The sequence below is a fragment of the Carboxylicivirga mesophila genome, from assembly GCF_018271975.1.
GTDB classification, from domain to species: domain Bacteria; phylum Bacteroidota; class Bacteroidia; order Bacteroidales; family Marinilabiliaceae; genus Carboxylicivirga; species Carboxylicivirga mesophila.
This window is the reverse complement of sequence record NZ_JAGUCN010000010.1, coordinates 1-13,534: the sequence shown is the minus strand read 5'-3', so window position 1 is coordinate 13,534 and position 13,534 is coordinate 1. Positions and strand designations below refer to the sequence as shown.

Genomic DNA, 13,534 nt, shown 5'->3' with positions numbered 1-13,534 from the left:
AGATGCGAAAAGATTTTCAATTAAAGTCAAAGATAAGGTTGTTTTGAATATGGACTTTGCTTAAATCATCATTAACTCCATTCATATTACTTCCAGCAAAAGTTATAACCTAATTATCGAGGATACTATCAACTTCTTCTGAAGACAAGGCGGGTGCTTGTTTGTTCTTTAGCTTAGCAATCACCAAACGGGCCGCTTTCTTCGCCTGCTGCTTGTGTTCAAAGGCCTGATATCCTTCCCGTGTTGGAACAAAATCCTGCTGTATAAGTACTTTTTCATTTTTGCTGATGCGATAACCATAGCCTCCTTCGCACTCATAGACAGCATAGGTATATGCGGAGGCTGACTCGTGAAAATAAACCCCAACGGTGAGCAAAAGCAAAAACGCAATGCACCACCTTAAACGATGGCGCACTGAAAAACTATTACACATTCTTAATTTAATCATTATTCCTGCTCTTCATATGGGTTAAATGTCCACACGTCATCAAAATAATAGCCTCCGCTGTTACCTCCCACAACGTATGGTTGATTGTCCACTACAAAAGCAACTGCATTGTAACGAGGTGAACCATCAAAATTGCTTCTTTGCAGCCAGATATCTGAATCAGGATTGTATTCCCAGGTCAGATTGCCAGGTGCACCCGGACCGCCGGTGGTAATATACCCCAGTCCATTAATGGAAAAGGCTGTTGCATTAATCGCCACAATGTTGTAATCATCGTCGTAGCTTTCGTCTTCATTGGCATCGTTCCCAATACTGCGCTTTTCGGTCCATTCGCCCGATACTGCCTCGTACTCCCACATGTCTTCGAGGTATTGCCCATTATCGGACCCTGTGCAGACATATGCTTTATTGTCAATAACAAAGGCCACCGCATCGCGTCGTTTTTTACCACCAATACTTACTGCCTGCTCCCATTTATCAGATTGAGGCGAATACATCCAAAAATCCTTCATCAGGTTGCCGGCATACCCTGTTCCCACATAACCTTTATTGTCGAGCGAAAATGCTACTGCACCATAACGTGCTTCAGCCGGAAAATCAGCTTTTTGCATCCAGCTATTCGATGCTGCATCATACTCCCAGGTATCTTTTAGGCGGTCACGACCATCATAACCCGTAGTCACATATCCTTTGCCTTCGGCAGCAAAGGCTACTGCACCGTTGCGCGCCGCACCTTCAAAAGGAGCCACTTGCGTCCAGAAATCCTTTTGGGCATCATAGCGCCAGAAATCCTGTAAACGCTCATCCTCCACACCGTCATAACCTGTTCCAACGTAGGCATAGTCACCAATAACAAAACTAACGGCTCCAGTGCGAGGTACACCTTCAAACGCTCCCCGCTCAGTCCAGTTACCCATTAAATCGTCATCGTCATCACTCGATGAACAGGCAGTTATAGATAAACAGACAGCAACAATCATTAAAAAACTTACTTGGCTTATATTATTCATTGGTACGTATTTAAAATTCGCTCAAATCTAATTGCCATTCGTTGGTTCATTACAAACAATTCGATTAACGCACCGTATTTTTCACCTTTCGGTCAGATATCTTAAATCAGCGGTTTTAAAAGAGATAATCCGTTCAGTATTTCCATTTGATGATGTGAAAGCGCCATTAGTTGAATTCCTCTTCTTCGATATTGATAAAATTTAAAGTTGACTGAGGCAGTATCTTAATTTGTGGCTCAATTGTAATAGAAATCATCATATGCACATGCAACATCAAACTATTTATAAGCATACTGTATTTATCATTGTTCTTATAGTTGGTCTGGCTTCCTGTCAGCAAGGCGAACTCGATTTAAGAGACGATTTTATAGGCTCAGATTCATACACAGCACTAATTGATACAGTAACGATTCAGATGTCCACCTTTCGTTCCGATTCGGTAGTCAGTTCATCAACAGGCAGTGCCCTTATCGGGCACATACACCATAAGCTATTAGGAGGCCAGGAAGCCAAATCCTACTTCACCATGAGTTATCCCAATGATTTAAGCTGGGACACCGAAAAACAGGTTTTTGACAGCTTGCTGGTGGTGCTCAAACCCAATGGCTATTATATTGGTGACACCATTGCTGATGCAGAGTACCACGTTCATCGTGTCAATGAAACAATAAGCAGCGATGACGGCTATTATTACAGCACCAACTCGTTTAGTTACGATGAAGTGCCTATTGCCAGCAAAAGCTTTCACCCCTCTCCTGGGAAAGGTAATGAGCTTACCATACGTTTAAACGATAACTTTGCCAAAGAAATCATCGACTTTGTAAATGAATACAAAAACCACTCCGATAAATCAACCTTGTTCAAGGAGCAGTTTAAAGGCCTGGTATTTACCTGCGACACTAACACAACCAGATCGGCCATTGGCTATTCAAGTGGTGATGAGTCGGCCATATTCAGATTCTATTCGCATACGATAGGCATTGAGAAAGAGGAAATAGTTGATGAGTTAAGCATTGATGGCACCCTAACCCAGTTTAACCACTTTTACTCCAACGATAAAAGCATTAAGTATAACCAGTTGGATAATCGAAAGACTTTATTAAGAGAGCAAGACGCAGATAATATGACGCTGCTGCAGAATGGGTCTGGTTTACAATTCAGAATTGATTTTCCTACCATTAATAATTTACTTGAGCTAAAGGCGCAGGGGCATATCGTTAAAGCCGAATTGAGAATTAAACCCAACATGGAAGTAATGGCCATCAAAGATCTGCCATCCACCTTATATATAGCTGATATTTACCGGGCTAACGAGATTTGGGGTTATCTGAGCGATTCGAATGGCAACACCCTAAACAGCAGTTTAGTGATTGATTACATCTACCAGGAAGATACCTATTATACCTTTGATATCACCTACTACCTTAACTCACGCCTGCTTGAACCGGTTGTTGACATTGACCGCGGCCTGGTAATTAGCCTGCCCGATAATGTCGGCAGCTCCTATTCGTGGTTAGCAGCCAATGGAAAAACATCAGGCAATAATCCTTCAGAACTTCTGCTATACTATTATTACTATGACACAGAATAAACTCACATTAGCCCTATTACTTTTAACGCTAACACTCGGCTTAACAGCACAAAACAATACATCCTCGCCCTATTCCCGGTTCGGTATTGGCATACTTGAGTCGAAAGCTGATGTTACTTCTGCCGGAATGGGGCACGCCGGAGTAGCTCTATCATCCGATGGGTTCCTGAATAACCTCAATCCGGCATCGTATAGTTCATTAGATAGCACTAACCTGATTTTTAATATCCAGGGTCGCTTATCATTCGCCAATTACGAAACCAGCAACGACCAACAGCGAAATGTGGACAGCAACTATGAAGCCATCAGCATTGGATTTAGGGCCGGTAAAAACTGGGGTATGGGATTTAGCTTATCGCCCTATTCGAGCATTGGTTATAGTGTTAATACAGAAAAATATATACTGGGCACCATTGATAAATATCCGGTTGAATACAATGGTAAGGGTGGCTTAAATCAGATTGCCTGGCACAATGGATTCCGAATTTTTAAGGGATTATCACTGGGAGTCAGCACATCCTACCTATGGGGTTCAAGTGATATTACCGAAGTATCGTATTATCCGTCCATTATTGGCGAAACGATTTACAATGAACGTAACTACCATTTTTCAACCCTCATGTTCGATTATGGTTTCCAGTGGCATCAGGCTATCGGACAAAATATGTTTTCACTGGCCGCAACTGCCAATTTCTCAACCGAACTCAACTCTCATTATACGCATCGCATTTACAACGATGTCACATCCGACCTAAGCTCAAGCTCGGGCGACACGCGCAACTTCTCAATACCTATGGGTTATCAATTCGGGCTTGCTTATCAAACACATAAAGGATGGACAATCGTCGGTGATTTTCGCTATAACAACTGGGCCGAATCTGACCTGTCTATATCATATGGCTCACCCCGCGATACCTATGGGGGAAACCTGGGTTTACAATATGCACCCACAAGGTATTATGATTCGTTTTTTAAACGCCTGCACTACCGTATTGGCGCATTTTATAATCAGGAGTATTACTCAGTACTCAAACAGGATATTGACTCAAAAGGTATCACGGCCGGTTTAACCATACCTCTGCGCGGAAAATCGAGGGTCAACCTGGCCTATGAATATAAACACTCCGGAACTACATCAAATGGCTTAATCAACGAGCAGTTTAATACCATACGTGTTGGACTAACTTTTAGCGAAAAATGGTTTCAGAAAACACAGTTTAAGTAAAACAGCTTTTAATTAAGAAACTCCTTAATACAGAAAAATCCCAACTAGTTCCTGGCTGAAGAACTTTTTGGGATTTTTAATAACCAATAATTTAAAATCGCTTGTAATAATATGACTTCATTAATAACCGGTACAAAAATAGCGCTCAGCCAGGTGCCGTGCAATCACCATTTGTTGGGATTTTTAGGCCTTTCTGTAAAAATAGGCTATATTTGCAGCTTATGACACAAGTTGTTTCGTATCTGGTAAAGTAAAGACAGGCAAGTCTTTACAAATTCTCATCTTCGACCTTTCCGGTCGGCCTGTCTTTGGTGTATCCACACATTTTTAAAATTTGATTTAAAACTTACGATTATCAGATAAACAATGACTAGCATATTACAACAATACGGATGGCAACACTACTGCCAAAAGCACACCAACAATTTAACTGAAGATACCATTGGCCGAATCAAAAGCGTTAACAAAACCAATTATGAAGTAGTTACTTCAACCGGTATTATTAGTGGTGAAACAACCGGGCAACTCCTTTATTCGAGCACGAAAGAAGCCCTGCCCCATACAGGCGACTGGGTGCAGATAATGCCCTACGAAACCAGCTGCATCATAACAAGTGTGATGGAACGTTACAGCGAGTTGGGTCGTAAAGAAGCCGGCCGAAAAACCGATAAGCAACTGTTTGCTGCAAATATTGACCTGGCATTTATAGTGCAGGGACTCGATCAGGATTATAATCCCAGGCGATTAGAACGTATGGTGGCCGTGCTGAATGATGCCGGCATTGAAACCATCATCCTTTTGAATAAGGCTGATATAGCTACTGAATCGGCGGATAAAATGGCAGAAATAAGTCAAAACCTGCCCAACACAAGGGTAATGCGGATTAGTGCTCTGTTAAATGAAGGTATCGAAGCCCTTGAAAAATTCATGATTCCTGAGCACACCTATATAATGATTGGCTCATCCGGTGCAGGTAAAAGTACATTACTCAACAGCCTGATGGGGGCTCAAATGCAAAAAACCAACACCATTAGTGACTCAGTTGGCAAAGGCCGGCACACCACTACTAACCGGGAGTTATTTGCATTGCCCAATGGCAGCCTGATGATTGACACAGCTGGCGTGCGGGAATTCGGTTTGGCTATGAGTGAAGTAAATGCGGTAGAACTGACATTCTCGGATATTCAACAACTGGGTGGACAATGCCGCTTTCAGGACTGTACGCACACCGACGAACCGGATTGTGCCGTACTAAAAGCTCTTGAGAGTGGACAGTTGCAACACGATCTTTATGAGAGCTACCTGAAGTTGCGAAAAGAAGCCGAGCACTATTCGGCCTCCCAACAAGATAAGAAGCGCAAAGGCAAGGATCTGTCGAGGCTGGTACGTGATATGAAGCGACAGAATATGAAAAAGCGGTATTAGTAATTGAGTTAATCCCTGCAATTCATCCCGAATTGTAGGGATTTTTCAATAACAGGCAAACAATTACTTAAATGTTTCTATTTTCGTAGCCATGAAATTCTGGCGTAAATACCACAAATGGGCGGGCATCATCCTTTGCTTTTTTCTCATCCTGTTTTCTTTTTCAGGCATTTTATTAAACCACAGGCAAGCTATCAGCTCTATTGATATTCCGCGCCAATACCTGTCAGAGAGTTACCAATACGATAATTGGAACAATGCGGCCATTAAAGGAAGTATAAAGCTCGACAGTACCCAAAGTATCTTTTTTGGCAACATCGGTTGCTGGGCCTTATCATCAGCTACCAATGAATGGACAGATTTCAATCAGGGCTTTGATAAAGGAATTGATAAGCGTAAAGTGACCAGCATGCTGCTAACGAACAATCAACGTTTATTTGCCGGCACCCTGTTTGGGCTCTATGAGTTCTGCAATAACCGATGGAATTATATCTCACTAGATATAGAAAACGAGCACATTACTGATCTAATTGAACACAAGCAACAACTGCTTGTGCTTACAAGAAGCGAGCTTGCTAAGTTTGATTTAACAAGCAATTCATATCAATTTATGCAGCTTCCAGCACCGAATGATTTTGATGGTAAAAGCAGCCTGTTCAAAACCATCTGGCTACTCCACAGTGGTGAAGTGCTTGGTTTTAGTGGAAAAATCATCGTGGATATTATCGCCATCATCATTATTTTCCTTTCAGTAACAGGTATTATCTGGTTTCTTTCGCCATCATTGATTAAACAGAGAAAGAAAAGGCAAAGATCAGCCAGCAAGCATAAGCAACTGTTTCGATTTTCGGTAAAATGGCACAATAAGATTGGCTACTACGCTGTTATACTGTTAGTTTTCACAACATTTACCGGTATGTTTCTGCGTCCGCCGCTATTAATTGCCATTGCTAATGCGCAGGTTAAAAGCATTCCTTTTACCGTACTTGATTCGCCTAATGCCTGGTACGACCAACTTAGGGCCATCAGGTACAATCAAAAGTATGACGTCTTCTTTGTATCTACTTCTAAAGGCATGTATGCTTTAACAGCTGATTTTGCCGAGATGGTTAAAGTACCAAATCAACCTCCTGTATCGGTGATGGGCATTAATGTGTTTGAGGAAAAAAGTGAAGAGCACTACTTAATTGGTTCCTTTAGCGGACTTTATTTGTGGAATCCGTTTGATAACAGTTGTTTCAACTACATTACCAGGCAGCCACATAAGGCCAATACAGGCATGTCGCGCCCAATAGGCACACATATGGCCACTGGTTATTACCAGGATGGCCCTCGCGAAGTATATTTCGACTACAACAGCGGGGCTCAAATGCTCACCCAAGGTAGTTATTTCTATCCCATGCAGGAATCTATCAAAAACGCTGCACCTGTATCACTATGGAATGCTGCATTAGAAATACATACAGGCAGAATCTTCCAGGATTTAATTGGTTCATTTTATATTCTCATTGTACCAATTATTGGATTAACTACTATTGCGCTTTTATTATCAGGCCTATGGATTTACATCAAGAAATTCAACAATTAAACACCTACTAATCTGCACTATAAATCCGATCTTACAAAAGCACTAGCACCATACGTTATTTTTTATAACTTTCTCCTGACTTTTGCGTAATGCAATACAGAAAAGGAAAGAGTCGGGATGTTGGGAAAGCAGTTTATTAACAGAATTAAAGAACTGGTATTAATTAAGCCAGATGAGTACACTATTCAGGAGCTGGTACTTATACACATGCTCCATATAACGCTGTGTCTGATAGTTATCTCTGCCATATTCAATCCTTTTCTGGGGCTCCCTATGAGTGTAATATATTCCAATTTTGCTTCATCCCTAATTATTACATTCATATACTGGGTGGCACGAATAAAGAGAAAATTTAGAATTGCTAAGCGCTTATACCTTGCGTTTGTCGTTTTAATGATCAACTTTTTGTGGCTGGAGACAGCCGGCAGCTCGGGACCAACATTATTTTACATACTGGCCTTTGTGCCATTGCTTACTTTTTTACTTAACAACAATTTATTGAAGTATGCCTATATGGTTATTGGCATCAATGTGCCGGGCTTGTTACTCATCGAAGCCTATTTCCCCGAAATAATAACCTATTACCCGAGTGAGATTCAGCGTGTATTGGACATTCTGATGGTTTGCCTCATTTTTATCATATTCGAAATACCTCTTATTATATACATTAAAAATCTGGTTATAAACCAACGAAATGAGGCCCTTCATTCTGAAAGAATCAAAACCTCATATGTAACCCATCTAAGTCATGAAATAAGAACACCAATGAATGCTATACTGGGTTTTGCCGAGCTATTGGAGCAGGACGACCTGGAATTAGCTGAAAGAAAGGAATACATTAATATTATCAATGACAACGGCCACACTTTACTCAACCTACTGAATAACATCATTAATATTGCGAAGATTGAAGAAGACAGCACCAAAGTGTCGCTATCTAAATTTAACCCTGATAGCTTATTGAAACGCATTCAGGCATCATTGTCATTCAAAGCATCTAACGGTGTAGATTTCAAAACACTGAAGAAAACAAATGAATCAGTAATGATTCACTCAGACATTATACTTCTTTACCAAATACTAAGCAACTTAACTTTTAATGCCCTGAAGTTTACTCAACAAGGTCATGTTTACCTGAGTTATGCAATAATTGGTGATTCAATCAAATTTACTGTTGAAGATACCGGGCTGGGCATATGCCAATCAAAACATGATAGTTTATTCAATCAATTTGAGCAGGATAGCGACAATAAGCTTGTCAACTTTAATGGAAGCGGACTTGGATTAACCATCAGCAAAAATCTTTCGCATTTACTTAAAGGAAAGCTGTATTTTGAATCAGAAAAAGATAGGGGCACTTCCTTTCATCTGGAAATTCCGGTTGACTATAAAGTGACAAAATAAATCAATAGCTATTTAACAATCAATAACAAATACTTTGTCACCTCTTATGCTATATTGGGTGTCTTTTGAATAAACCAGTTAGGTTTAGTATAAAATTCACCCAACAACAATTTTAATGAAACAAGCTGTCAAAAAAACAAAACTACGCTATTGCCTACCGTTGCTGATATTTTTGGTTTATACACTAACATTAAAGGGTCAGCACGACCAAACTCAGTTAAAGGATAAGATTAAACCCGGCAAGCGCCAGGCTACCCTTATATTATCAAATGGACAAAAAGTGGAATTGTCTGCCACTGATTCGCTCAATTACACCCAAAGCGTTTCACCAATACACAAAGTTGATTCGAGCCAATATTCGGCACCTGTTCATAAAGGCAACAAACCGTTCATACAACAACAATCTACTGCTAAATAATTCCCTGCTGTTGTTCGGAAGATGTTTCTCCTATCACTGTAGCTACTGTCGCGTCACCTCTTGTATGTTTGCTATAACCATTTTTCTAGTTCTTCCAAAACTCCCTGTGGATCTATAATTATTGCATACAACTTTTTACTATAGAAGACCAACTCAATCATTCCATACATCTCTGAATCAATAAGAACATGGTTTATCTTATCTCCATTCTCAAAGTAAAACTCATTGTCAATAGAAAAAAGTTGACAAACAGTGTGATTGACCAAAACCTCTTTATTCTTGTAAAACCTTAATACATCATCAAGAGTGGTAATAGCATTTAGGGTATTACCTTCGAAAATAAATGAATTAGTCGTTTGGTAAAACTTCATATAATTATGAAATGCTAAAGTTTTATAATAAACTATATAAAAATCTTCATAATACAGCTTTCCATATTTAATCCACTTTTTTGAATTATCAACTTTAAAACCTCCCGCCTTTTTATCATTTATTAGAGGTTTCCCATATAGATTTAAAACATCATTTTTCTTTAAAACAATGCTTTGTCCATTAAAGTAGCAGTATATTGAATCATTCTTAGAAAATGAACTTAGCGAGTAAAGAATCAGAAGGAAGCATATAGAAATTCTCATAATTTTATAGACTTGTCTATTATTCAATCATTAAACACGCCAACCTCCTCATTTTCACCAGCACTCACCTCTCCTATCACCGTAGCTACTGTCGCGTCACCCGTCACATTAACTACTGTACGGACCATATCCAAAATACGGTCAACGGGTAAAATGATACCAATCCAGGCCGGGTTCAATCCTACCGAACTAAGGACAATCATCAGCATCACCAATCCGGCACTTGGGATAGCTGCTGAACCAATACTTGCCAAAGTGGCCGTTAAAATGATAGTCAACTGCTGGGCCAGGTCCAGGTCTATCATATGCATTTGTGCCAGAAAGATAACCGCTACCGCCTGGTATAGACTGGTACCATCCATATTAACGGTGGCACCAATGGGCAGTACAAAGCTCGACACTTTTGGATCCACTTCCAGGTTCTCTTCCACACACTCTAAGGTAACCGGCAATGTGGCTGCACTGGAACTGGTAGAGAAAGCCAGCATTTGCGCCGGACTGATGCCCTTTAAGAAACCTTTAAAACTCAGGCGTTTTACAAACACTCTCATCACGGTTGGATAAATCACGAAGGCCATCAACAGCAAACCTCCCAAAACCGACAATGAATACCAAGTAAGACCTTTAAAGAGTTCAAATATTTTCGCAGGGTTATCACCGGCCATTTCAGACACGATGCCGGCCATTAGAGCAAACACAAAAAACGGAGCGCCTTTCATTATCAAGTCTACCATTTTCAGAAACACTTCACTTAAACCATTGACCACCGCAATCACCGGCTGCGCCTTGTCATTGGGCACAAATAGCAAGGCAATACCAAAGAACAGGGCAAAAAAGATGACCTTGAGCATGCTCCCATTGTCAGTCATAGCTTTAAACACATTATCGGGCACCATGTCTTCAATAAAAGTTAATGGTCCGCTATCTTTTTGGCTTTCGGCCTGCTTGAGTCGCGATTGCACATTCTCATCTTCATCAAAGCCTCTGCGTTTGGCCACTTCAGCTATTAAATCACTATTAACCGGATCGGCCAGCATATTGATATCATCATGCACTTCCTCCCCTTCTTGTTGGGCCCAAAGCTCATAGGCAATACGATTTTCTTTCCGTACCGTTTCATCCATCCACGTTCCGGGTTTAGCTACATTAACAATAAGCAAACCCAGCGAAACAGCAATAACAGTTGTGCTTAAATATAGTACGAGCGTTCTAATCCCCATACGCCCAAGATGCTTTGGATCGCCCAATCCAACAATCCCACCAATAATAGAAAACAGCACTAATGGAATAGCTATCAATTTCAGCAAATTAATAAAAATACGTCCCCAGGGAGCCAGCCAGTTAGTGGTAAACTCACTCCACCCGAAAAAGCCTGAGAGAACAGCCCAGATAATCCCTAGAAACAAACCGATAATTATTTTCCAATGCAATGCTAATTTCTTCATTCAGATATGCTGTTAGTTTAGTCTTAATGCGCAATTTACAAAAAATGCAATAATAGCCAGTTTGAGACAGACCTTGGGGTAACATATGTAAAAAAAGCTGTCTCAATGATGAAACAGCTCCTTTGATATAGATTGTTTAGTTGTGACAGAACTAATTTATCGCAATATGGCTTAGCAGTTTAATCTGATCAACGGATGAATAGTCGTACTGATATAAACCATCCTCACCTATCATCAGCAAAATATCGCCCAAAGGAATCACATCAAAAGCATTGATATCCGGATAGTGAGCTACCAGATGATCGTCAATCGCATAAGGATCATCAGCATCATACACCTTTAGACCAGCACTACCATCGCATATAAATAACAAACCATTATCTATGCCTAAGCCATAGGGTTCTTTCATGGCGTATGCCTCAACCAAAGCGGGATATTCCAGCGTGCTGATATCAATTACGTTTAACTGACTTTCGATGGCTCCGCACAAATTGCCACCACGCAGGGTGACGTAGGCATAGTCACCTTCCACAACCACCGGGTCGCAAGCCGTTGCATGCCTGAATTCGGCAATAAACTCCGGATTAGCCGGATTCTGCAGACTGTAAATAAACATACCGCTCTGGGCGCCGATAAACAGGTTTTTATTATAAGGGAACAAGGTTTCTATTTGCCAGCTAATAGGTATCTGCTTAGTAAATGACGGATTGGAATTAACAGAAACATCAAACAGGTGTAACGATGCCTTATCAATTGCATACAGATAATCATCATATAAGGTAAATCGCGCCATGGAACCACCAATGCCACTTCCACCTCCGTTAACCTTGGCGGATGATAAAGCATCAGCAGTAAAAAAGGTCGATTCCCACATCGGAAATGTACTGTACATTAGCTCATCCCTTTTCACTTTCACCGTTTCGGTACTTACACTATACCCCACAATAACCCCTTTCGATTCATCAACCTCAGAAACGATGCCTTCGTTAAATGCAGGAATGATGTACGGAAATACATTCTCATCTCTATCGACCTCAACAACATTGTTGATATCACTGATGTCGAGTGTTACCAAATCAATATAACTATCGGCATATAGCATGGTGCCTTTGATGGCCATATCAATGTTTCCGGGTATCTCCAGAAAAGCCAGTTTCTGTGGTTGTTCAGGCAATGAATTATCAATAATATGAATCCCCTTCTGATATTCGTTAATGAAAATGAACTGGTCTTTAAAATAAATCTTACCTGGTTGATAAATAGACTGAGCACTCTTCATGGTATAGGAGGCTCTTAAGTCTTCATAACTTAAATACTCAGGAGTATGAACAAGGTAAGTTTCTTCAATCTTGTCGCTACAGGAAAAGCAACATAAACCAATGGTTAAAGCGATAAACAGGTGTTTAATTTTTTTCATAGCATAGGGTTTTAAATGTTTGGATAGTGGTAATCCACATTCTATCATTTCATTAGATGCGAATTTTAATGAATGGTTGCGTAGGATTAATTTGAAAGATGACGCAACTATTCGAATAAAAATCAATCTAACTCTTAAAACCACACCTATGAAACAACATCTCACCCTTTTTAGCTTGTTCCTGGTTACCATAGTATATGCCCAGGACGAAAACACGCTTGCTAACAAAACTAAAGGTTACTTTAACTATACATCCATTGGTATGCTTATAGGCTCATCAGGCGACGAGCAACCTCATATTACATCATTCTGGATGGAGCACCATTATCAGCTCAACCAAAACCTGTCATTGGGACTTGTAACCGGACTGGAATGGTTTGATGTAATGGTATTGCCACTCGGGCCCAATCTAAAATTAATGCTACCTCAACAGAAAAAAGCAGCCTATTACTGGAGCCTGGCACCTGGCTATGCAATAGCTCTGGAAGATATGGAGTTTATGGATATGGAAATTACAGATACCAAAGGAGGTGCTTACTTTAATACAGAGGTGGGCTATCTGTTTCCCAGCCGGCATAATTACAATGTATTTGTAGCCATTGGTTACAGGTATCATGAGTTTGAATTCACCCGAAGCGACTGGTTGGCGACTCACGTTACGCGAAAAATAACCTACAACCGCTTTTCTGTGCGCTTGGGTGTACGCCTGTTTTAATGACAGAAAAGTAATGTATTCAAAAAGCTAATGATCAAGTGAATTACTTATTAACCTGAGTTCGATTAAAATTACAAAGCTCAAAATTTCTTAAATAACTGATTTACAATGCTAATCCCAGAAGCGTAGCGAGCTACGGTGATGAAATTTAAAGCAGTAAATCGATTATTTAAGGAAAAGCTTAGAGTTTCACTTATAAATATTCATTTTCAT

12 protein-coding genes are annotated in these 13,534 nt (G+C 40.3%); 7 read left to right on the top strand and 5 right to left on the bottom strand.

Features of this window, described 5'->3' with window-relative positions:
• Positions 1-109: 109 nt before the first annotated feature.
• Together KEM09_RS09935 and KEM09_RS09930 are read right to left on the bottom strand one after the other, a co-directional pair.
• A complete protein-coding gene (locus tag KEM09_RS09935; protein ID WP_212227974.1) occupies positions 110-448 on the bottom strand; it encodes a DUF4907 domain-containing protein in 339 nt (112 codons plus the stop codon).
• Positions 448-1,458: a Kelch repeat-containing protein gene (locus tag KEM09_RS09930; RefSeq protein ID WP_212227973.1), complete on the bottom strand. Its 1,011-nt coding sequence runs from the start codon at positions 1,456-1,458 to the stop codon at positions 448-450. The genes KEM09_RS09935 and KEM09_RS09930 overlap by 1 nt, the downstream gene beginning before the upstream one ends.
• 265 nt (positions 1,459-1,723) lie before the next feature.
• Between KEM09_RS09930 and KEM09_RS09925 the strand changes: the two genes are divergently transcribed.
• The 6 genes from KEM09_RS09925 (at position 1,724) to KEM09_RS09900 (ending at position 9,109) form a co-directional block, all read left to right on the top strand.
• Positions 1,724-3,049, top strand: coding sequence for a DUF4270 family protein (locus KEM09_RS09925; RefSeq protein WP_212227971.1), 1,326 nt, complete (start codon positions 1,724-1,726; stop codon positions 3,047-3,049).
• A complete protein-coding gene (gene bamG, locus KEM09_RS09920) occupies positions 3,036-4,274 on the top strand; it encodes a BamG family beta-barrel-assembly machinery protein (RefSeq protein WP_212227970.1) in 1,239 nt (412 codons plus the stop codon). Before KEM09_RS09925 ends, bamG begins: the two co-directional genes overlap by 14 nt.
• A gap of 366 nt (positions 4,275-4,640) precedes the next feature.
• Complete coding sequence (rsgA, locus tag KEM09_RS09915) at positions 4,641-5,699, top strand: ribosome small subunit-dependent GTPase A (protein WP_212227969.1); 1,059 nt, start codon at positions 4,641-4,643, stop codon at positions 5,697-5,699.
• A 91-nt stretch (positions 5,700-5,790) separates the two neighbouring features.
• A complete protein-coding gene (locus tag KEM09_RS09910; protein WP_212227968.1) occupies positions 5,791-7,287 on the top strand; it encodes a PepSY domain-containing protein in 1,497 nt (498 codons plus the stop codon).
• Positions 7,288-7,404: 117 nt separating this feature from the next.
• The gene (locus KEM09_RS09905; protein ID WP_212227967.1) at positions 7,405-8,691 is read left to right on the top strand and encodes a sensor histidine kinase; all 1,287 of its coding nucleotides are present in this window, start codon (positions 7,405-7,407) and stop codon (positions 8,689-8,691) included.
• Positions 8,692-8,806: 115 nt separating this feature from the next.
• Positions 8,807-9,109 (top strand): hypothetical protein, encoded by a 303-nt coding sequence (locus KEM09_RS09900; RefSeq protein ID WP_212227966.1) that lies wholly within the window; start codon positions 8,807-8,809, stop codon positions 9,107-9,109.
• A gap of 71 nt (positions 9,110-9,180) precedes the next feature.
• Here KEM09_RS09900 and KEM09_RS09895 read toward each other — a convergent pair whose 3' ends face one another.
• The 3 genes from KEM09_RS09895 to KEM09_RS09885 form a co-directional block, all read right to left on the bottom strand.
• Positions 9,181-9,744, bottom strand: coding sequence for a hypothetical protein (locus KEM09_RS09895; protein WP_212227964.1), 564 nt, complete (start codon positions 9,742-9,744; stop codon positions 9,181-9,183).
• 23 nt (positions 9,745-9,767) lie between these two features.
• Complete coding sequence (locus KEM09_RS09890; protein WP_212227962.1) at positions 9,768-11,189, bottom strand: dicarboxylate/amino acid:cation symporter; 1,422 nt, start codon at positions 11,187-11,189, stop codon at positions 9,768-9,770.
• Between the two features lie 151 nt (positions 11,190-11,340).
• Positions 11,341-12,606, bottom strand: coding sequence for an LVIVD repeat-containing protein (locus tag KEM09_RS09885; RefSeq protein WP_212227960.1), 1,266 nt, complete (start codon positions 12,604-12,606; stop codon positions 11,341-11,343).
• 148 nt (positions 12,607-12,754) lie between these two features.
• On the opposite strand from KEM09_RS09885, the gene KEM09_RS09880 reads away from it, so the two are divergent.
• Positions 12,755-13,321: a hypothetical protein gene (locus KEM09_RS09880; protein ID WP_212227958.1), complete on the top strand. Its 567-nt coding sequence runs from the start codon at positions 12,755-12,757 to the stop codon at positions 13,319-13,321.
• Positions 13,322-13,534: the final 213 nt, after the last annotated feature.